Here is a 21180-nt window from a genome sequence, read left to right on the forward strand (position 1 = left end):
TACTAGCCGTCGGTTTATTGCAAGGATGCAGCCCACCACTGCATCCTTGTTTTTGTGTCTAGGAGCAAACTCGATGAAGCAAGCATTCCACTCGCGTTGGGTTATTTTGGCCATTTTGGTCGGCCTCGGTTTTACGTTGCCACACGAGCAACCAGCCAAAGCTAGCCCGCAAGGATTTACCTTTCCCTATAATCAAGCTTCTGGCATTAATTACAATGTGACCGATCTCACGCAAGCATGGAACGAATGGAAAAGTGCCCAAGTTACTAGCAACAACGCTGGCGGTGGCAATCGTTTACGCGTTCTTGGTGGAGTCAGCAATAGCAGCACGGTTTCAGAAGGTCAAGGCTATGGCATGCTGTTTGCCTCGTTATTTGACGATCAAACAACCTTCGATGGTCTGTGGCTTTTCACGCGCGATTATTTGACCAGTCGCGGCCTGATGCACTGGCACATCGGCAATCCAGGCCAAATTAATGGCAGTGGTGCGGCCACCGATGGCGATGAAGATATGGCCTTGGGTCTCGTCAACGCCTGTGTCAAAGTGCAACAAGGGGTTTGGCCCGCCAGCAGCAATGGGCTGAATTATTGCAGCCTAGCAACAACAATGATCAACAATATTTATACCTACGAAGTTGATCATCCTGGCAGCAACCCACCCGCTGGCCTGCCCAATAACGAAGGCAACGAGCTTCTACCAGGTGATTCTTGGTCAACAGCGACCGAATATACGCAAGGTATTGTTAATCTCTCCTATTTTTCACCTGGCTATAGCACGGTTTTTGGCAAATTTACCAATAAAAATAGCGAGTGGGCCGCCGTCAATACCCGCAACTACGCCATCACCAACTTGGTGCAAGCCAAGGCTGGCAATTGCTCCAAGCTGGTGCCCAATTGGAACCAATATGATGGCGATGTGCAGTATGTTTCGTGGCAGCCAGAAGAATCGGCGTGGTGGAGTTACGATGCAGCGCGCTTTGCATGGCGCGTCGCGATCGATAAGGCTTGGTACAACACCGCCAGCTCACGCGAAACCATGAACGAAATTGGCGGTTTTTTCAGCAGCGTCGGCATCGACAACCTGCAAGCGCGCTATCGGCTTGATGGCACGTCGGTTGATAATTATCGTGGTGTGTTTTTTGTGGCCAATGCTGCTGCCGCGATTTGGGCCGCCCCAGATCCGCAAGCTGTCAATTGTGGCGCTGCAACGGCGAGCCTGAAAACTACGCCGCAACAAGCCTACAACGCAGTGCTGACGACCAAAGATACGCCCAACAGCTATTATCCCAACGCTTGGCGCTTGCTGAATATGTTGTTGCTAACCGGCAATTTTCCTAATTTGTATGAGCTGGGATTAGCAGGCAATGGTGGTACGCCAACGCCAAGCAATACGCCAACGAGAACGGTAACGGCTACGCCAAGCAATACGCCAACGAGAACGGCGACAGGCACGCCTACAACTAGCACCAACACGCCTGCGACAATTACCATCACGCCAAGTCGTACGGCAACCGCAACCGCCAGCCGCACGCCAACGCTGGTACCAAATTTAAATTTCCGTATGTATTTACCGTTTGCTAAATCTAATCGCTAATTAAATGCAAAACGGCGGCAGTTGGGTGGAACTGCCGCCGTTCGCCAAACCATAATAAAGATTCTCATTGCTACATCTGATTTGAGATTGTGTCATATTAAATAGCTGACAGCTAATTTAGCGCCGTTTCAAACGCCCCAAAATGCGTTGTTGCCAGACTGCTGCTTCGGGCGCACCCAAGGCGCTTGAACAAGCAAAATAAATCGCAATCGCCAATAAGCCGTTAAATAGCAACGAACCAAGCAAGCTGGCCAAACTTTGGGCTTGCGGCGCAATTTGCACCCACGTTGCCAGATCGAATAATTTGGTCTGCCATGCCAAGCCCAAGCCACCGATTGCAGCAATCGCAAAGCCCAACCATTGGGGCAGCGGCGTGGCCTTCAAACGTCGCCAGGCATAATTTAAGCCCAGCAAGCCAACAATCAACACGCTAAATATCGGTGCTTGCACCACCAACGCCATCGCCAACGAGCTAAGCAGCGTAATTAATAAAGAACGCTGCAATTGACCAGCACCATCAAGGTTGCCATTGCGCCGTCGCCACATTACCAGTAGCAACAACAATTCAAGATTGTTGGTAACGCTAAATGCTCCGGCCAGCACGATATGGCTGGTGCTATAACGAGTCAGTATCCAACACAGACCAATATTCAACACCACGGTTACAATCCCAATCACCACCGGAATCGTGGTTTCTTGACGGGCATAAAAGCCGCGAATCAAAATTTCGGCAGCACCAAAGGCTGGCAATGCTGTGGCATACATCATCAACGCTTGCACCACCCATAAAGTCGATTGGCTATCGAAGTTGCCGCGTTGGAATAGCACTTGGACAATTGGCGTGGCCAGCAGCATTAAGCCAACAGCAGCGGGAATAATTGCCCATAACACCGTGCCCAAGGTGCTGCGCGTCGTTTGGTTAAAGCCCTCGTGATCACCTGCCGCATCCAAGCGGCTAAGTTGCGGAAACATCACGGTCGCCAAGCTGAGGGCAAAAATGCCATGCGGCAACAACATCAAGGTGAGGGCATTACTCAACGCCGTGGCGCGGCCATCGCCAAGCAATTTGGCAAAGCTAAAAATAGCAATTGTGTTGATTTGCATTGCTGCTTGGCCAAACACCCGCGGCCCCATCAAGAGGCCAATTCGGCGCAACGCAGCATCGCGCCAATTGAAGAGAACTTGATAGCGAAAGCCTGCGCGATAGAGCACTGGCAATTGACAAACCAAATAGAGTAACGCGCCCAGCACCACGCCCCAGGCTGCGCCTTCAATCGAAACTGCCTGACCATTATGCTCAACCACGCTAATTGGGTGTTGCACCAAGCCAAAGCGCACCAGCAACGGCCCAATCAGCACAATTCCCGCAATAATCGCCACGTTATAAATCACTGGAACCAAGGCTGGCATGGTGAAATGATCAAGTGCATTTAACGTTGCCATTGCCAAGCCACCCAACCCAAGCAGCAACGGCGAGAGCATAAACAAGCGCACCAAATAAATCGCCAAGCCTAGTTGTTCGGGTGTATAGGTGGGGTTAAGCCAACGCAGCAGCGGGTCGGCCAGCAGCAAAATCGCCAACGAAACCACGCTGAGCACTGCCAAGGCGGCATTAATCACCAAATTGGCAACTTGCCAAGCCCGTTCATGGGTTTCTTTGGTATAGGCTTCGATAAAAATCGGAATAAAGGCTGTGCCCAACGCGCCGCCAATAATCACCAAATATAATAAATCGGGAATTTGAAAGGCTGTGGTATAAATATCGCTGATACTATTGGTGCCAAAGTAGCTCGACAAGACCGTTTGGCGCACAATCCCAATCACACGGCTCAATAAATAGCCCAACATCACGATTGCGCTATTGAGCACTGCACTCATCGAACGTTTGCGTAAGGGGCTGGAAGTCGGCGTGGGAGTCGGCGATAATGACTCGTTGCTCATTTTGATTCTTTCTGGTATAATCCATCGTCGCGAAACCAAATTAGCCGCAGGCTGCGTGGCCTCGGCGTTTTCTTATGATACCAAACCTTCGAGGAGGTCACGTTGGCTAATACAGCTTCAGCCCGCAAACGCATTCGGACAACTGCTCGCCGCCATGCACGCAACGTCATGGTGCGCTCACAACTCAAAACCTTGGTCAAAAAATCAGCTCAAAGCGTCAATGCTAAAAACGAAGCTAGCAAAGAATCGTTGGCAGCAGCGTTGAAAGCCTTGGATCAAGCAGCCGCTAAAGGCATCATTCACAAAAACCAAGCAGCCCGCCGCAAATCACGGTTGGTTCGCCGTTTCAACATTGCTAACGGCATCGGTACCCGCACCACTGTGCAATAAACCCTGCCATTTTTAGCATAGATCTGCAATGAAAGCCCCATCTGTGGGCTTTTTTGCGTTAATTCGAGGATCGGTTGTTGGGGGCTGGGGATCGGGAAGTAAGAACAGAGAGCAGAGAGCATAGAACATAGGGGGAGCCGAGGTTAGCGTTTTTAACGCAGCGGCGCAGAGATAAGTATGGCTATGGGCTGTTGGCTATAGGCTATAGGAATTGTTCCCAGAGCCTATAGCCCCAATTTTCATCCCTCATCCCTCATCCCTCATCCCTCATCCCTCATCCCTCATCCCTCATCCTTCAGTCGCTATTCATCGTCGTCGTGGTGGTGTTTGGCATTGGCGATGATGGTTTGGGCAACGCTGTGTGGCACATCATCATAATGGTCAAGTCGCATCACAAAATCGCCACGGCCTTGGGTAATCGAACGCAGATCGGTCGAGTAGCGTTGACATTCGGCTAATGGCACATGGGCCGTAATCAAGGTGCGGCTATGGCCAATTTGCTCCATGCCTTGCACTCGCCCGCGCTTGTTGCCATTCAAATCGCTCAAAATATCGCCAACATATTCATCGGGAACATTGATGTTGAGCACATAAATTGGCTCAATAATCACTGGATTGGCTTTGCGCGTAGCCTCGCGGAAAGCAAATTTACCGGCAGTTTTGAAGGCAATTTCTTTGCTATCAACCGGATGTTCCTTGCCATCATAAATCACGGCCTTCACATCAATTACTGGGTGGCCGGAAAGCACGCCCAAAGCCATCGATTCGCGAATGCCCTTTTCAATCGCTGGCCAGAACGAGCGCGAAACCACGCCACCCACAATCTCGCTCGCAAATTCGAGTGGATCAGCGCGATCAGGATCGGCTGGCAATGGCTCAAGCCGTAGCGAAATTTCGGCAAATTGGCCAGCGCCGCCAGTTTGCTTTTTATGGCGATAGGTTGAGCTAGCAGTGCTGCTGATGCGTTCGCGATAGGGAACGCTAGGAATTGCCAAATCGAAATGCACATCGAATTTGCGCTTCACTCGTTCAGCAATAAAATTCAAGTGCGTTTCGCTCAAACCTGCAAGCAAGGTTTCGCCAGTTTGGATGTCGCGCCCAAGCTGCAAAATCGGGTCTTCTTCAATAATCCGATGTAGTGCATTGCCTAACTTGTCGAGGTCATTTTTGGAGTGCGGCGTGACTTTGGCGGTAAAAGCGGCTTCGGGGTAGCTAATGCCGCGCAAGCGCAGCGGATTGTCGGGGCTGTAGAGTGTGTCGCCGCTCAGCGTGTCGGCGAGCTTGGCCACAGCTCCCAAATCGCCTGCATGCACCACCGAGACAGGCATTTGCTCCTTGCCGCGCAGCTGGAAGAGCTGGCCGATGCGTTCGTCGCGACCTGTACGGGCATTCCGCACCACCGAGTTTGAGTGCAACTCGCCGCTAAATACGCGGAAGCAACTCAAACGCCCAACATATTGATCGACATGGGTTTTGAAAACCAGCGCACTCAGCGGCTCATCGGCATTGCCTTCGAGAAAATAATCATCATCGTTGCGCAAATCGTGGGCAGTGGTCAAACGTTTGGCAGCAGATGGAATCGCATCGAGAATGCCATCGAGCAACTGGGGAATGCCCGAAAGCGTGGTTGCCGAGCCGATAAACAGCGGCATAATCGTATGCGCATTAATTGCAGCCTGAAAGCCTTGGCGAAGCTCTTCATCGCTGAGTGCTTCTGCGCCGCCTTCCAAATATTCCTCGATCAAGTGGTCGTTGGTCATGGCGATTTTTTCAATCAAGCCATCGGCCATTTGCAGTGCTGCTGGGCGAATCTCAGCAGGAATTTCGGCAATTTCATAAGCTCCATCTTTGCCATTGTGATGCAACCAAGCTTTGCGTTTGCGCAACGAGACAATGCCCTTGAAGTTGGCTCCGCTGCCAATTGGCATATGCATCGGCGTGATTGCCTCGCTCAGCAGGCCCTTGGCTTGTTCGACAGTACGTTGAAAGTTGGCATTTTCGCGATCAAGCTTGTTAATAAAAACAACTCGTGGGATATTCGCCTCACGAGCCATTTGCCAAAGTAATTCTGCGCCAACTTCGACCCCGCCAGCGGCATCGAGCACCAGCACCATGCCATCGATAACCCTGAGCGCCGCAGCAGCTTCGCCGCGAAAATCAGCATAGCCAGGCACATCGATAAAATTGAACTTGTTACCGTTCCATTCGATTGGAATCACCGAGAGGTTGATTGAGGCGTGGCGTTTGACTTCATCGGGGTCGTAATCGCTCACGGTTGAGCCATCTTCGACGCGCCCCATGCGTGGGAGGGCTTTGCTGGCGAAAAGCAGGGCTTCAGCGAGGGTGGTTTTGCCAGCACCGCCATGGCCAAACAGGCCAATTGTGTGGATACGATCCGGACCGTACTCTTTCATAGAGACTCCTCCTTTGGAGTTACTTGAAACGACGACGGAATCAATGTGAGGGTTGATTGTCTGTCGATTATAGCGCCGTCGCGACCGAACGGCAAGCTTAATCCTTAAATTCCCTAAACCACCACGCTTCGGCGATCGCGGTTTAGGCTTTGAGCATAGCATGCGCCAAGTGACAGAAAGTTGTAGTTTCGCTACCGTTGGGTATAAATCAAAAATTTTTAAGCGGCAAAAGCAAAGTGTTTTGGATTGAGGAAAATAAAAAAGCTTTTTAAACCACAAACGGCTCGCATAATGGAGCCGCTTGTGGGAGAGAAGAGAGAGGAGAAGGTTTGAATATATAGTACACCACCAATCACTCTCTGTCAAGAGGGTCTTTGGTGTTTTAGTTGGGCAATTTTCGCAACCTTTGTAGTAGCTAGTTGCTTTGAGTTTCCATGCCCGCCCAAAAGGCTTGCAATTTCTCGCGCACTTTGGCATGCTCAGGCAATTCTAGCTCAGGGTCGATCTTCAAGATGCGTTCGGCCTCGATTCGTGCCGCATGCAGCAAACGCGTATCGGTTAGTTGCGCCACTTTGAGATCGGGCGTGCCACTCTGACGAATGCCAAAAAACTCGCCAGGCCCACGCAGTTCAAGGTCAACCTCGGCCAAGCGAAAGCCATCTTCGCTTTCTTCCATCGACGAAAGTCGCGCTACCGTCACATCGTTATCTTCTTTGTCGCTGACCAAAATGCAGAATGATTGATGGCTGCCGCGCCCAACCCGCCCGCGAAATTGATGCAATTGGGCCAAGCCAAAGCGCTCAGCACCTTCGATCATAATCGTGGTGGCGTTAGGAATGTCGATGCCAACTTCAACTACTGCTGTCGCCACCAAAATATCAAATTCACGGTCGCGAAACTGCGCCATAATCGTGTCTTTTTCGCTCGCCGTCATGCGGCCATGAATCAAACCCACTTTCAGCTCAGGGAAAATCTCGTGCTGCAAATGCTCTTGCTCAACAATCGCCGATTTCACATCTTCGAGTTTTTCGCTTTCCTCAACCAACGGGCAGATCACAAAGGCTTGGCGACCAGCAGCAATCTCTTTGCGCATATGTTTGTAGGCTTTGCTACGTTCGCCTGAGCTAATCCATTTGGTGCGAATTGGCTGGCGGCCTGGTGGGCGCTCATCAATCACCGAAACATCAAGATCGCCATAAATCGTCAAGGCCAACGAGCGTGGAATTGGCGTGGCCGTCATCACCAACAGATGCGGATTAAAGCCCTTACGTTTGAGCGCCTCACGTTGCTCAACCCCAAAGCGATGTTGTTCATCGACCACCGCCAAACCAAGCGCCTGATAATCGACATTGGCTTGAATCAGCGAATGCGTGCCAATGATGATGTCAACTTCGCCATCGGCAATCAGTTTCAGCGCTTCGCGGCGTTGACGAGCTTTGAGGCTGCCAGTCAAAAGTGCCACCCGAATGCCACCTGGCTCTGGCTCTGGCTCATCGGCGAGCATCAGCAATTGCTTAATTTGCGCCAGCCGATTGCGTTTTTCCTGATCAAGATCGCTGCGCCAATCGCCATTCGTCGGCGTTTCGCGGCCAGGAATTTTAACATTCGCTAGCAGTTTTTTCAGGCCGCGATAATGTTGCTCGGCCAAAATTTCGGTCGGAGCCATCATCGCGCCTTGAAAGCCAGCAGCAACTGCTTGCACCAAAGCTGCTGCTGCAACCGCCGTTTTACCCGAACCAACATCGCCCTGAACAAGGCGGGTCATCGGTACAGGTCGCTCCAGATCGCGACAAATTTCGGTAAAGGTGCGCGCTTGGGCATTGGTCAAAGCAAAGGGCAACGAAGCCAAATAAGCATCATGAATTGCTTGATTAAAGGCAATTGGCTGGCCTTGCACCCCTTGATAGAGCCGTTTGCGCTGCAACACACCCAACTGAATATACAAAAATTCATCAAAGCCCAAGCGTTGGCGCGCTCGTTGCACCATCGCCCAGCTATCGGGAAAGTGAATTTGGCTGACGGCAACGCCCAAAGGCAACAAGCTGGCGCGTTCGCGTAACTCAATTGGCAATGGGTCGGGCAAGGTTGGCGTAAGCACATCTACCACCCGTTTGATCACTTGGCGGGCATTGCGATCTTGCAAGCCCTTGGTTAATGGGTGGACTGGCACAAGTCGGCCAGTATGCACCAAATCGTCTTCGACAAACGGCTCCCATTGTGGGTTGCTCATCGATTTCATTTCGCGGAACATACTGACTTTGCCGCTGAGCACAATCCGCATGCCTTCGCGAAATTGCTTGGCCATCCACGTGCCGCGAAACCACGAAGCCTTGAGCACGCCAGTATCGTCGCCAACCGTGATTTCAACCCCTTGACGACCTTTGGCATTGAAGCTTTTAATTGCATCGACGGTCACAATCACCGTATCGGTTTCGCCTACCACCAAATCGCAAATCTGCTTGCGTTTGCTAAAATCGTCGTAGCGATGGGGCACGTGATAAAGCAAATCTTCGAGGGTATGCACCCCAAGCCGCGCAAACGAACGCGCGGTGCTTGGCCCAATTCCTTGAAGATTTTTGAGCAGGGTATCAGGTGGCGGTACGGCTCCAACTGGCTCGGCAGGAGCTTTGGGCTGTTTACGAAATAAATTGCGCAGCCGATCAAGCGCGACGCTCAAACGAGCCTCACGTTCTGCATGGCCCAAATCGGAATAGCCATCGAGCGCATCAAGCACACCCTGCACAACTGGTTCATGCAAGGCTTGAGGATGCTGCAATTGCCATTCGCGTAGAAAGACGCTGATTCCCTCGGTGGTTGCGGTATCGTCACAACCGACTTTTTCCTCGGCGGCCAAGGTTTTGCCAAGGTCAATAATGTGCTGATTTGCTTGCATAGCCATCAAAACAACGAACATAGAAACAGGCGCTATGTTCGAATCTAGTCGCTCAACTGTGCGTATATTGTACCAGAATAAGAACATAGAGCAGAGAGCATGGAACAAAGGATGAAGGATGAAGGATGAAGGATGAGGGATGAAGGATGAGGGATGAGGGATGAAGAGGCTAGGGTTCAGGCTCTAGGCTAGTGGCTCATGGAAATTCAATCTGAGCAAGCTGGGCCAATCTGTGGCGAAAAAACTTAACCTTCGCGCGCTTCGCGTTCTTCGCGGTTTCGTTCTTTCCTGAACGCAGAGGCGCAGAGGGAATGTGGCTATCGGCTCTGGGCTTTTGGCTAATCAATTGGTGAAATTCGTGCAATTCGTGGCCAAAAAATTCATCTCGATAATCTGGGCCAATCTGTGGCGAAAAAACTTAACCTTCGTGTCCTGTGTGTACTTCGCGGTTTCAGCCTGCATGGGTAATTTCAACTATTCTCCCGATAGCCCAAAGCCTCATGCCAATAGCCTCATACAATGATTAAATCTTTTTCAATTGCAAATACCACAATGCCCGTTCCCATGGCAACAGATGTAAATTTTCAACGATTTTGAGCGCATCGGCCAAAAGATAGAAGTTTTGCGAAAAGACTTGCTCACCAGTATGAATATGTTGAATCATCACCCAAAAATTCTTGCCTTCACTCGTTTGTTTTTTAACCTGATCATAGGTATTGGTTGGATACAAACAAATAATTGGTTTGTCGGCTAGCAATTGCTTGGAAGCAGTTACGAGTTCATGGCCTTTGGGGCAATAATAATCATCTGGCAATTCCCAATCATCATCGTGAAATTCTTGCCATGATACACAATAATCGCAATGAAAACTCCAAATTACTTTCATTCTTCACTCCTTGCTATATATTTCGATTATAACGCTACACGAAGAATGAATAGGCGAAGGGTTAGGGGTCAGGGTACAGGCTTTTGGCTCTAGGCTATGGGCTATTGGTTATTGGCTCGTGGAAATTCAATCTGAGCAATCCGTGCCAATCTGTGGCGAAAAAACTTAACCTTCGCGCGCTTCGCGTTCTTCGCGGTTTCGTTCTTTCCTGAACGCAGAGGCGCAGAGGGAATGTGGCTATCGGCTCTGGGCTTTTGGCTAATCAATTGGTGAAATTCGTGCAATTCGTGGCCAAAAAATTCATCTCGATAATCTGGGCCAATCTGTGGCGAAAAAACTTAACCTTCGTGTTCTTCGCGGTTTCAGCCTACATAGGTAATTGCAACCATGCCCCCGATAGCCAAAAGCCTATAGCCTTCTCTTGTGCTTCATGGATCAAAACTGAGGCTTGCAATTCAGCAATAGCTCAAATATGATTCAAATTAATTTGAATCATTTCAATTTGGAGTATTTTATTGTATGCAACCGCTTATGCTTGAACCACCAGCAATGCTTAAGTTACTAGCGCATGAGCTACGTTGGCGCTTGCTACAACTTTTAGTTCATAGCGATTATCGTGTCCATGAATGTGTGGCCGCACTGCAAGCACCAATGAATGTGGTTTCTTATCATTTGCGGCTATTACGTGAAGCAGCCTTAGTGATTGAACGCCGCAGCGAAGCTGATGGCCGTGATGTCTATTACCATCTCGATTTACCAGCCCTACAAACTGCTTACCAAAGCAGTGCCCAAGCACTCCACCCTGATCTTGCTCCATTCGCCAATCAAGCAACCAGTCAACCCTACCAACTTACTAAGCCAGTCCGCATTTTATATGTGTGTACTCACAATAGTGCACGTTCGCAATTGGCCGAGGCTATTACCCGCCATTTCGCTGGGCCACAGCTTGATGTAGTGAGCGCCGGCACCCAACCTGCCGAGGTGCATCATTTGGTCTTAGCAGCCTTGGCCGAAAAAAAGATCTCCAGTGCTGGCCTCTATGCCAAATCGCTCCAGCCATACCTTGATCAGCATTTTGATTATGTGATTACAGCCTGTGATCGGGCGCGCGAACAATGCCCAACCATACCAGGCCACCCAACGAGTTGGCACTGGAGTTTTGCCGACCCCTTGCTCAAAACCAGCGAACTAGCCCAAGCAGCCGCAATTGATACCACCATTCAACAACTGATAACCCGTATTCGCTTTTTACTGACCACGATTGAGCGCCAACAGCATGAAGGGAGCAAATAATGGCCTTACGGATTGGAATTAATCGGTTCGAGCGGATGTGTTAGGAGCTAGCGATGCAACCACAATTTAAAGAATATACAATTGTCACCGCAGCCTATTGGGCCTTTACCTTGACCGATGGTGCATTACGAATGCTGGTATTGTTCCATTTTCATCAACTTGGCTATGGCGCTTTGGCGGTTGCGTCACTCTTTATTTTCTATGAAGTGTTTGGGGTTATTACCAACTTGTTTGGTGGTTGGCTCGGGGCACGCTTCGGCCTTAATCGCACCTTACATGCGGGTTTGGTATTGCAGGTGCTGGCTTTAGGAATGATGGTTGTGCCGAGTGCTTGGCTCAGTGTGCCATATGTCATGCTTGCTCAAGCTGGCTCAGGCATCGCCAAAGATCTCACCAAGATGAGCGCCAAAAGCAGCATCAAAATGTTGGTAGCCCACGACGCACAATCAACCTTGTTTAAGTGGGTGGCAATCTTGACTGGCTCGAAAAATGCGCTCAAAGGTGTGGGCTTTTTCCTTGGCAGTCTATTATTAAGCACAATTGGCTTTCGCAGTGCTTTCGTTGCCCTTGCGAGCCTAATTGCCATAGCCACCCTTGGCACATGGCTTGGTTTGCAACACGATTTAGGCCGCAGTAAAGCCAAACCAAAATGGCAACAAATGTTTGCCAAAAGCCGTGCGATCAATCTCCTTTCGGCAGCACGCTGTTTTTTGTTTGCAGCCCGGGATGTATGGTTTGTAGTCGGCTTACCAGTTTTTCTGAGTGAAGTGCTTGGTTGGTCGTTTTGGCAGGTTGGAGGCTATCTGGCCTTGTGGGTGATTGGCTATGGCCTCATCCAAGCGCTTGCGCCGCAAATCACCCGCCGCTGGCAGGCAACCCCCAATGGCTCGGCAGCAACGATTTTCGCCGCTTTATTAATGCTGATTATGGCGAGTTTAGCGAGCGTTGTGCAAATCAACCAACAATCGGCAATGGTAGTGGTAGTGGGATTAATTGGCTTTGGCGTTATCTTTGCGTTAAATTCGGCAGTCCATTCCTACCTCATTTTAGCCTATACCGATCAGGCTGATGTGGCGTTGAATGTTGGTTTTTATTATATGGCCAATGCTTTGGGCCGCTTGCTTGGCACCATTCTTTCTGGCTTGCTCTATCAACGTTATGGGTTGGTGGGCTGTTTATGGGCGGCAGCATGCTTAAGCGCAATAACGGCGCTTATCTCATTGAGCTTGCCTCGCGTGCCAAACCAACTTACGTCGGGCGATCAACAGGCTAAAGCTGGCTCGCTATAAGCAGAATGGAACCAAATTGCTACTTGTAAGTTGGCATGAATCTACTACAATAGAGCTAAGCACCGGATCGTGGTAGCTACCACGTGGCATTTTGGAGGAAACCCCAATGACTGATAATGAACCAGGGTTTTTCGAAAATTTGGTTGATAAAGCCAAGGATGTTGCCGAGTCGGTTGGTGAATTTTTAGGCGATGCCGCTGAAAAAGCTGGCGACCTTGCAGAACAAGCAGCAGAAAAAATTAGCGATGCTGCTGAAGTCGTTGGCGATAAAGCTAGCGATGTTTATGAAGCCGCCAAAGATAAATTGGGTATCGACGGCGACGAAGCTCCTCCAGCTGCCTAAGTTGCACTAAACCACAAAAAAACCACCCTCAGCATGGTTAAGTGCTGGGGGTGGTTTTTTTATGGGGATTGGTTCTTGGTCGTTGGGGATCGGGATATGCAACATAGCTTATGCTTAGATTCCGACCCCCAACAACCGATCCCCGAACCCTATCTTTAGCTACTCAGCATCAAACAATGGCGTGCTGAGGTAGCGTTCGCCGTTGCTTGGCACAATAAAGACAATCGTTTTGCCAGCATTTTCTGGGCGAGCAGCTACTTGCAAGGCAGCCCAAGCGGCAGCCCCAGAGCTAATGCCCACCATCAAACCTTCTTCATGAGCCAATTTGCGCGCCCATTCAAAAGCGTGTTCATTGGTTACCTGAATAACTTCATCGATCAAGCTGGTATCAAGCACATCGGGAATAAAGCCAGCACCAATGCCTTGGATTTTATGCGGCCCCATTTTGCCACCAGAAAGCACTGGCGAGGCAGTTGGTTCAACCGCAATGGCCTTAAAGTTTGGATTGCGCGCTTTGAGCACCGAAGCAACCCCGGTGAGTGTGCCGCCAGTGCCAACGCCTGAAACTAAAATATCAACCGCGCCATCAGTATCATTCCAAATTTCTTCGGCGGTTGTGCGTTGGTGCACTGCTGGATTAGCCTTATTTTTGAATTGTTGCGGAATAAAGCTGCCAAGTCGTTCGGCAGCCAATTCTTCAGCCTTGCGAATCGCACCAGGCATACCTTCTGGCCCAGGAGTCAGCACTAATTCAGCGCCAAAGCCCTTGAGCAATTTGCGCCGCTCCAAGCTCATTGTTTCTGGCATAACCAGCACAATCCGATAGCCTTTGGCGGCGGCCACGAAGGCCAAGCCAATGCCAGTATTGCCACTGGTTGGCTCGATAATCGTGGTTTCGGTTGGATTGATCAGACCTTCGGCCTCCGCTGCCTCGATCATCGCCAAGCCAATGCGATCTTTGACGCTGCTCGCTGGGTTGAAAAACTCAAGCTTCGCTAATACCGTCGCCCCCGTGGTATTAACTTTGCCCAAGCGCACCAGCGGCGTGTTGCCGACAAGTTGGGTAATGTTTTCGTAAATCCGCGCCATCGTTTGGGTCCTTTTGTTAACTAAGTTAAACGACAAACCTAACAATAATAGTAGCATAGCTTAGGGTACTGTCAATATTTAATCTTTATTTAATTGAGTTTTGGATTATTGCTCTCCGTTTGCAGTTTTTTGATGGCTTGACATCTCCGGCGCAATCTACTACTGTCAGCAGCAACCATCCTGAGAGAGGCTGATTCATGAAACGCACCAGAGCTCCTAGTCGCAAAGCCCGTTGGAAACGCTTGGTCGCTGCCTCGTTGCGCGACGGCTGGATTGTGTTTCGCGATTCGTGGGTGTGGTTGGGCTTGTGGCTCTTGCTCTGGCTGGGCTTTACCATGGCAATTTGGGCTGGCACGCGCCCAGTGCTGGCGTTTCACGAAGCACTGTATCAAGCATTTAGCCAAATGACCCTCAATCCTGTGCCCTTGCCCGAGCCATGGTGGTTGCAGCTCTTGTTTTATCTTGCGCCAGCCTTGAATATTATTTTGCTAGCACGCGGCGCGCTCAACATGGGCATTTTGCTGTTCGATAAACGCAATCGACGGGAGGCATGGCAAATGGCGTTAGCATCAACCTATCGTGATCATATTATTGTGTGTGGTTTGGGCAAGATTGGCTATCGGGTTGTTGGTCAATTACTGGCCAGCGGCTGCGATATTGTGGTGATCGATGCCCATAGCGATGGGCCGTTTCATGAATTGGTGATGGGCCAGCATGTGCCAGTGATTATTGGCGATGCTCGTCAGCCAGAGCTTTTGCAGCAAGCGGGTCTGCATCACGCCACCTCGCTCACCGTCGTAACTGGCGACGATTTGACCAACCTTGATATTGCGCTGACCGCTCGCGAACAACACCCCGATATTCATATTGTGATGCGGGTGTTCAACGATTCGTTGGCGGGCAAACTTAGCTCGGCGTTTAACATTCAGACCGCATTTAGCACCTCGGCCTTGGCAGCACCAACCTTGGCAGCAGCAGCCTTGGGCCGTGGCATTACCAACGCCTTATATGTTGCAGGCAAATTGCTTTCGACGGTGGAAATTATCGTCGAACGTGACGGCATTTTTGATGGCCGCTTGATTCAGACGGTCGAAAATCAACACGATATTTCGGTGCTCTATCGACGTGGGCGTAATGGCGAGGATTTACGCCCACGTGGCGATGAACGCTTGACCAGCGGCGATCAACTGGTGATTATCGGGCCGCTGACAGCAATTAATCATATTCAAGCACTGAACAAACCAAATGCAGCGCCGCACTCACCCTACCGGCTTTAGGCTTGATCGTTGGGATCTTGCCACATGCCCAACGAACGGGTTGGCGTGCGCCCGCCATACTCGGCAGGAGTGGAGCCAAAACTCGTTGGTTGTTCATAGCTATCGCTTGGTTGATAACTGGCAGGCTTGGGCGTATATGGCACAACGCTATCGCTTGGTTGATACTCAGTAGGCTTGGGCATATATGGCGCAACGCTATCACTTGGTTGATATTCATCTGGCTTGGGCGCATAGCTTAGCGGCGCGAGCGGTGTGGTTTGGCTGGCTGCTGGATAGGCTGTGCGCGGGCCAGCAGTTGCTGGATCATAGGACTGATAGGTAGATGTTGGTTTGCGGCGGCTCAACACGAAGCCAACCCCAACCAAGATCAAACCAACCCCAACCAAACCGCCAACAACCCAAAGCGCCCATTGTGGCACAGTCGGGCTGAGTACCCCAACGATCTCAAGCTGATAATCACGGGTAAGCGGATAAGGAAAATCATAGGTCAAGGTCTTTTTATCTTCGCTGACTGAGGCAATTTCGCGTTCGCTCCACGAATCGATGCGTTCAGGAAAGCGAATTGTCCAGCTGGTAGTTGGGCTGGCCATCAAACCAGAGCCCAACAAATCACTGCTTTCTTGGCTATCGAACATGCTGTTTTCGCCATTTTTGACCGTCGCACGCAGGCGGACTTGACGGCCATCTTGGATAACTTCAACATCTTCAAAGCGTATCAAACTATACAATTCGTTCAAGTCACTATTGGTCAATTGATCGCGCAGCATCGCCGCATCGCGAAATTGCATGCGAATTAATGTACCGCGATATTTGCCATCATCACTTTTCCAATTTTCGCTGCTTGCTTGCCATTCAGTGGGCAAGCCATTGGCAATTGAGCCTAACTCAAGTAGCGCATCATCAAGCGCATCATCACTTACCCCAGAACTGCCCATCGTGGCAAAATCGAGCATTTGCTGCGAAAAGCCAATTCGAATTTCATACGTACCACTGCCATCGGGATTAAATTCAGTTTGTTGTTGCTGACTCACACACCCGCTCAACAACATCAGACCGAGAAGCAACAACCAAGCGCGCATACACAAGCCTCCATTAATCAAAAATCGCTCACTCTAATCGTACCGCAATTTTGCCAGCTAAAACGCCAACACTCCGCCATAAAGACGGAGTGTTGAGCAAAATGTTTCACGCTAGATTATGGTTTGCGGTTAGGGTCATTGGGATCTGAATAGTTTTGTTGGGCGTTAGGGTCGTAGGTTTGGCCACCATATTGTTGATAGCCAGCAGCCACAGGAGCTGCTTTGCGGCGGCTCATCACGAAGAAGGCCACGCCAGCCAAAACTACCAACAAGCCAATCCCACCGAGAATCAACGGCAAACTGCTGCTACCTTTTTCGGCAACAGCTTTCAAGCTGTAGGTTGCCGTTTTATCAACGGGAATCGTCCACGTGACGGTATCGCCATTGACCTTGGTAATTTCAGCTGGACTGGATTCGGTAATATCACCAGGTAAAGTTACTTGCCATACAATCACAGCTGTTTTTGGGTCTTCAACTTGACCAGCAAGTGATTCCATTTCAGCGCCACCTTGGTCTTTAAGGGTAGCAGCCAAATCGGTAGCAGTAGCATTACCAGTAACAGTGAAGGTATCACCATCATTCGTAACTTGCATGTTCGACAATGCTTGGCCAGTAGGGCTATCATCACCACCTGAATCGGTCATAAATTTACCAAGTTGCTCATTTAACATGGCAAGATTAGCAAATTTCATATCAACTTTAACGCCTTTGTATACCGTACCGTTAATCGTTTCTTGCCAATCAGTTGAGGTTGCACCCCATTCGGCAGGATAGGCAGCAATGTCTTCTTTTACATTAGCAAAGGGTTCTTCAGCTTCACTACCACCAAGACTTGTAAACATACCCAAAGCTTTTTCGCCCAAGCCAACTTTAAATGTGTTCGTGCCACTGCCATCGCTGGTAATCTTAGTTTCGGTTTGCGAGGCGATACAACCACTTAAGGAAATAGCTAAAACGCCTAGTAAAATACGGCTCATCCATTGTTTCATGGGTTTCGCTCCTTCAATAACTATTCTACCGGAGGATACTGCGATTATAGATGGCAAACCATGCCATGTCTACCAACGTTCTGTGCTATCCTGATAGCAAAATTGCGATAAGGATAATGGTATGCGTTGCTGGCGAATCTGCCTTTTGCTTTTGATGTTGGCCGGTTGTAGCCCAACCACAGTTGCAAAGCCCACCGAACCACCAACTACAAGCTCATTAACTCCAACTCAGTCACTCAATACGACGCAAGTTGTCGCCACAACACTTCCCATAATTGCTGATGAAGCAGCCGTGGAACAAGCCAACCAACAGGGGCTTGAGCGCGATTTAGCTCAATTGGCGGTTGATTGGCGCTTGATTGCGGCCAAACCGCCAGCCTTAATTCCCAAAATGCCACCCCCATACGAGCAGCGCAGCTTTTGGGTTACCGATTTAACAAGTAATCAACAGCGCAATATCAGTGCCACCCTTCAAGTCAGCACAACCCACTTGTTAATCTATGTGGCCGATAATCTCCCAGTTGACCAACGAGCGCTGAGCAATGCTGCCAAGCAATTTGAGCAAGTTGGCTGGCCATTACTCGCCAAATGGTATCCGCAAGCTGCTTGGCCCAAAGTGCCCGTAACTGTGTTGAATACGAATATCAGCGGCGCTGGCGGCTATTATGCGAGCGATAATGAATTGCCCCAAGCGATCAATCCCTTTTCTAATGAACGCGAGATGGTGGTGATTAACGCTGCGGCCACGCCACCAAACGATCCGAGCTATGTTGCCACTGTAATTCACGAGATGCAGCATTTATTGCAGCGCAATGTGCTGAGCCACCCAGCAACATGGATCAACGAAGGCGCTTCGATGCTCAGCGAACAGCGCTCGGGCTATGGCAACGATAGCTTGGCGCTCGATTTTCTGGCCTCGCCCGATACCCAACTGAATGCATGGGCCAGCAGCCCGGGCATTGCGCTCAAGCACTACGGTGCGGCCCAGCTTTTCCTGAGCTACCTTGATCAGCAGCTTGCTGGTTTGCCAATGGGAACCTTGGCCGCTGCCGATGCTGGCGATAATCTGACCAGCATTACCAGCCTGATGGCCACGCGCTACCCCGATTTGAGTAGCTTTGACCAAGTGTTTGCAGCGTGGTCGGTGGCCAATTTGGTTAATGATCAGGGCTTGGCTGATGGCCGTTATGGCTACGATCTGCCGCGTGCTGTGTTGCCAGAAACAGCCCAAAGTAGCGAACAAAACCTTAGCATTCAGCAATTTGGCAGCGATTATTTGGCCTTTGAGCCAGCAGCCTTCGAACGAACAGTTGAGTGGCAGGGCAACAACACTGTACCTATTTTCGCCGCCGCTGTGACAAATAGCGCCACATGGTGGAGTGGCCGTGGCGATGCCCGCGTCAGCACATTAACCACGGCAATTCAGGTGCCAAGCACTGGCAGTCGATTAAGCTATCAACGCTGGTTTGATTTAGAGCAAGATTACGATTATGCCTATCTCAGCGTCTCGCTTGACCAAGGCCAAACCTGGCAGGCCATCGCAACCCCAGCCAGCACTGGCGCTAATCCGGTTGGCTTAAATATTGGCGCTGGCTGGACTGGCCAACAAACCACTTGGCAAGCAGAAAGCATTGATCTCACGCCGTGGGCAGGCCAAAATATTCAATTGCGCTTTTGGGTGATCAACGATGAAGCCTATAACGCCTCAGGCTTGGCCTTGAGCGATCTCACAATCGCTGGCCTAACGCCGCAATGGCAGGGGGCTGGCTTTGTGCCAGTGCGCAATCAACTAGCCCAGCGCTGGATGCTCACGGCGGTGCTCTATGATCAAACTGGGGCAGTCAAAATTATGTCAATTCCAACTGATAATGGCAAGGCCCGTTGGGTGATTCCGGCCAATCAGCGAGCAGTTTTAGTGGTCAATGCAACCACCCAAGGCACGACCGAAGCAGCCGATTACAGCTATAACGTCACACCGTAGTATAATTGGGCAGCCCTAGCTTAGATGGATTGAGGATTGGCTCATGACTGAAAGCGTCGCAATTGCCGAGCAGCCTAGCCAAACGGCTGCCATAACCATCCCTCGTTCGCCCTTAAGTCGGTTGTTATTGCCAATTGCCTTGGTTGTATTGGCGCTTGGTGCAGGGCTAGCAGCGTGGAGTGGGCTTAATTTTGGTTCGCAACCCATGCTGATTGGCGCAATTGCTGGTGGGGTTGGCGCGCTCGCCGCCTTGGTTGGCTTAATTGCTGGTTTGCGCCGTCGCCTGCCCTTGAGCGGTTGGGCCTTGGTCGTTGGCACCCTGAGCATTGCCCTAGGCGCGACGATGGTTTTCCCCGACCAGCGCGAATTGGCAATTATCAGCGCGGCCCTGCCAGTGTTGTGTGCCGCTCTGACCTTGCGTCCCTTGCACACTGCTATTGTTACGGTTGTTAGTTTAGCTAGTTTGTGGGCAGCAGCCTATTTTGCCGCTGCCGAGCCAAGCACCAACCAATTAATTCAATGGGGCGTTCTGAGCGCCTTTGTGCTGGTGATTAGCATTTTTGGCTTGGTATGTAGCGCAGCCTTACGCGCCTTTGATCGCCAGCAAACCGTTGGCCACGAATCAACGACTCAACTCAACAAGCAGCTTGGCGAAGAACAAGAGCGGGTCGAACGCGCCGCCCAAATGTTGGTGCAAGAGCGCGATCGCCTTGCGGCGGTGCTTGGCGCAGCCAGCGATGGCGTGGTTTTGGCTGATAGCAATGGCGTAATCGTCCAGGCCAATGCTGCTGCTCGCCAATTGTTGAATGAAACCTTTGGCGGCACGCTTGAAGGCCAAGCGCTCAACCAATGGAGCCAAGAAAACACAGGCCGTCTGCGCGTCATCAGCAACGAGCGCGAAGGCGAACGCCAACGAGTGGTTTTTGAGCAACAACAAGGCACGCGCAAACCAGTCATTGGTCTCAATCAAGTGCCAATTCGCAGTAGCGCTGGCAGCGTTTTGGGCTATGTTGGGGTCTTTCACGATAAAACCACCGAATTGGAAGTTGAGGAAATGCGCTCGCAATTGCTCGATTTCTTGGTGCAAGATATGCATGATCCGCTCAATTCGGTGTTGGCAGCCCAAGATACCTTGTTGGCTGGCGATTTGGGCGATGGCAATGAGCGGGTTTTATCGACCGCGCGCCGTACGACCTCGCGCTTGGTTGAATTGACCAATACCTTGATGGAAATGAGCCGTTTGCATGGCGATGCCAACAGCTTGCACCGTTTGGCCAACCCATTGCGGCCATTGATCGAAGGCAGCATTGCCCAAGCCACGCCCCAAGCCCAACAACGCGCAATCAACCTTGTGTTGGAATATGGCGCTGATAGCGGTGGGCTGGCCTTTGATGCAGATAAGATGCGCCGCGTGATGAGCCATTTGCTGGATAATGCCTTGCGCCGTAGCCCAGCCTATAGCACGGTGCGGGTGCAAGTCAGCAATACTGGCGGCAATGCCCAAGTGCGGATCGCCGACCAAGGCCCAAGTATTCCGGTGGAGCTGGCTGGCCGCATTTTCGACCGCTTCAGCAAACAGGTTGGCGAGCAACGCATCGGCGGGGTTGGCTTAGCCTATTGCAAACAGGTCATCGAGGCCCACGGTGGCCGAATTTGGGTCGATAGCACGCCTGGCAAAGGCAGTACCTTTATCTTTAGCATGCCCTCAGCAGCATAATCGAG

At 50.7% G+C, this 21180-nt stretch carries 15 protein-coding genes; 8 read left to right on the forward strand and 7 right to left on the reverse strand.

Annotation, left to right across the window (positions count from 1 at the left end):
- Positions 1–73 precede the first annotated feature (73 nt).
- Complete coding sequence (locus tag C5S61_RS15505) at positions 74–1594, forward strand: family 8 glycosyl hydrolase (protein WP_110516174.1); 1521 nt, start codon at positions 74–76, stop codon at positions 1592–1594.
- A 117-nt stretch (positions 1595–1711) separates the two neighbouring features.
- Here C5S61_RS15505 and murJ read toward each other — a convergent pair whose 3' ends face one another.
- Entirely contained in the window at positions 1712–3535 is a 1824-nt protein-coding gene (murJ, locus tag C5S61_RS15510; protein ID WP_110516177.1) for a murein biosynthesis integral membrane protein MurJ, read from the reverse strand.
- Between the two features lie 102 nt (positions 3536–3637).
- Here murJ and rpsT point away from each other — a divergent pair, with 102 nt between their 5' ends.
- Positions 3638–3925 (forward strand): 30S ribosomal protein S20, encoded by a 288-nt coding sequence (gene rpsT, locus C5S61_RS15515; protein WP_054535094.1) that lies wholly within the window; start codon positions 3638–3640, stop codon positions 3923–3925.
- A 302-nt stretch (positions 3926–4227) separates the two neighbouring features.
- On the opposite strand, the gene C5S61_RS15520 is transcribed toward rpsT, so the two are convergent.
- The 3 genes from C5S61_RS15520 to C5S61_RS15530 form a co-directional block, all read right to left on the reverse strand.
- Positions 4228–6339, reverse strand: a complete 2112-nt coding sequence (locus tag C5S61_RS15520) for an elongation factor G (protein ID WP_110516178.1) — start codon at positions 6337–6339, stop codon at positions 4228–4230.
- A 415-nt stretch (positions 6340–6754) separates the two neighbouring features.
- Positions 6755–9232, reverse strand: coding sequence for an ATP-dependent DNA helicase RecG (gene recG, locus C5S61_RS15525; RefSeq protein WP_164689519.1), 2478 nt, complete (start codon positions 9230–9232; stop codon positions 6755–6757).
- Between the two features lie 523 nt (positions 9233–9755).
- Positions 9756–10118, reverse strand: coding sequence for a hypothetical protein (locus C5S61_RS15530; RefSeq protein WP_110516182.1), 363 nt, complete (start codon positions 10116–10118; stop codon positions 9756–9758).
- 519 nt (positions 10119–10637) lie between these two features.
- Between C5S61_RS15530 and C5S61_RS15535 the strand changes: the two genes are divergently transcribed.
- The 3 genes from C5S61_RS15535 (at position 10638) to C5S61_RS15545 (ending at position 13043) form a co-directional block, all read left to right on the forward strand.
- A complete protein-coding gene (locus C5S61_RS15535; RefSeq protein ID WP_110516184.1) occupies positions 10638–11411 on the forward strand; it encodes an arsenate reductase/protein-tyrosine-phosphatase family protein in 774 nt (257 codons plus the stop codon).
- A gap of 53 nt (positions 11412–11464) precedes the next feature.
- On the forward strand, positions 11465–12700 hold the full coding sequence (gene arsJ, locus C5S61_RS15540; RefSeq protein WP_110516186.1) for an organoarsenical effux MFS transporter ArsJ: 1236 nt from the start codon (positions 11465–11467) through the stop codon (positions 12698–12700).
- A 106-nt stretch (positions 12701–12806) separates the two neighbouring features.
- Positions 12807–13043, forward strand: a complete 237-nt coding sequence (locus C5S61_RS15545) for a hypothetical protein (protein WP_110516188.1) — start codon at positions 12807–12809, stop codon at positions 13041–13043.
- A 159-nt stretch (positions 13044–13202) separates the two neighbouring features.
- On the opposite strand, the gene cysK is transcribed toward C5S61_RS15545, so the two are convergent.
- The gene (cysK, locus tag C5S61_RS15550) at positions 13203–14132 is read right to left on the reverse strand and encodes a cysteine synthase A (protein ID WP_110516190.1); all 930 of its coding nucleotides are present in this window, start codon (positions 14130–14132) and stop codon (positions 13203–13205) included.
- Between the two features lie 197 nt (positions 14133–14329).
- Here cysK and C5S61_RS15555 point away from each other — a divergent pair, with 197 nt between their 5' ends.
- Entirely contained in the window at positions 14330–15409 is a 1080-nt protein-coding gene (locus C5S61_RS15555) for a potassium channel family protein (RefSeq protein ID WP_110516191.1), read from the forward strand.
- On the opposite strand, the gene C5S61_RS15560 is transcribed toward C5S61_RS15555, so the two are convergent.
- Entirely contained in the window at positions 15406–16488 is a 1083-nt protein-coding gene (locus C5S61_RS15560) for a hypothetical protein (protein WP_110516193.1), read from the reverse strand. The genes C5S61_RS15555 and C5S61_RS15560 overlap by 4 nt on opposite strands.
- A 116-nt stretch (positions 16489–16604) precedes the next feature.
- The gene (locus tag C5S61_RS15565; protein ID WP_110516195.1) at positions 16605–17477 is read right to left on the reverse strand and encodes an LppM family (lipo)protein; all 873 of its coding nucleotides are present in this window, start codon (positions 17475–17477) and stop codon (positions 16605–16607) included.
- A 121-nt stretch (positions 17478–17598) separates the two neighbouring features.
- Between C5S61_RS15565 and C5S61_RS15570 the strand changes: the two genes are divergently transcribed.
- Positions 17599–19458, forward strand: coding sequence for a M6 family metallopeptidase (locus C5S61_RS15570; protein WP_110516197.1), 1860 nt, complete (start codon positions 17599–17601; stop codon positions 19456–19458).
- Positions 19459–19501: 43 nt separating this feature from the next.
- Entirely contained in the window at positions 19502–21175 is a 1674-nt protein-coding gene (locus C5S61_RS15575; protein ID WP_110516199.1) for a sensor histidine kinase, read from the forward strand.
- Positions 21176–21180 lie beyond the last annotated feature (5 nt).

This window comes from Herpetosiphon llansteffanensis (assembly GCF_003205875.1).
GTDB lineage: Bacteria > Chloroflexota > Chloroflexia > Chloroflexales > Herpetosiphonaceae > Herpetosiphon > Herpetosiphon llansteffanensis.

Coding starts and splice junctions, on each gene's coding strand:
- cysK (WP_110516190.1), bottom strand. CDS start 14,132: ATGGCGCGGATTTACGAAAACATTACCCAACTTGTCGGCAACACGCCG.
- C5S61_RS15535 (WP_110516184.1), top strand. CDS start 10,638: ATGCAACCGCTTATGCTTGAACCACCAGCAATGCTTAAGTTACTAGCG.
- recG (WP_164689519.1), bottom strand. CDS start 9,232: ATGCAAGCAAATCAGCACATTATTGACCTTGGCAAAACCTTGGCCGCC.
- C5S61_RS15505 (WP_110516174.1), top strand. CDS start 74: ATGAAGCAAGCATTCCACTCGCGTTGGGTTATTTTGGCCATTTTGGTC.
- C5S61_RS15575 (WP_110516199.1), top strand. CDS start 19,502: ATGACTGAAAGCGTCGCAATTGCCGAGCAGCCTAGCCAAACGGCTGCC.
- C5S61_RS15570 (WP_110516197.1), top strand. CDS start 17,599: ATGCGTTGCTGGCGAATCTGCCTTTTGCTTTTGATGTTGGCCGGTTGT.
- C5S61_RS15545 (WP_110516188.1), top strand. CDS start 12,807: ATGACTGATAATGAACCAGGGTTTTTCGAAAATTTGGTTGATAAAGCC.
- C5S61_RS15565 (WP_110516195.1), bottom strand. CDS start 17,477: ATGAAACAATGGATGAGCCGTATTTTACTAGGCGTTTTAGCTATTTCC.
- C5S61_RS15560 (WP_110516193.1), bottom strand. CDS start 16,488: ATGCGCGCTTGGTTGTTGCTTCTCGGTCTGATGTTGTTGAGCGGGTGT.
- C5S61_RS15520 (WP_110516178.1), bottom strand. CDS start 6,339: ATGAAAGAGTACGGTCCGGATCGTATCCACACAATTGGCCTGTTTGGC.
- murJ (WP_110516177.1), bottom strand. CDS start 3,535: ATGAGCAACGAGTCATTATCGCCGACTCCCACGCCGACTTCCAGCCCC.
- arsJ (WP_110516186.1), top strand. CDS start 11,465: ATGCAACCACAATTTAAAGAATATACAATTGTCACCGCAGCCTATTGG.
- C5S61_RS15530 (WP_110516182.1), bottom strand. CDS start 10,118: ATGAAAGTAATTTGGAGTTTTCATTGCGATTATTGTGTATCATGGCAA.
- C5S61_RS15555 (WP_110516191.1), top strand. CDS start 14,330: ATGAAACGCACCAGAGCTCCTAGTCGCAAAGCCCGTTGGAAACGCTTG.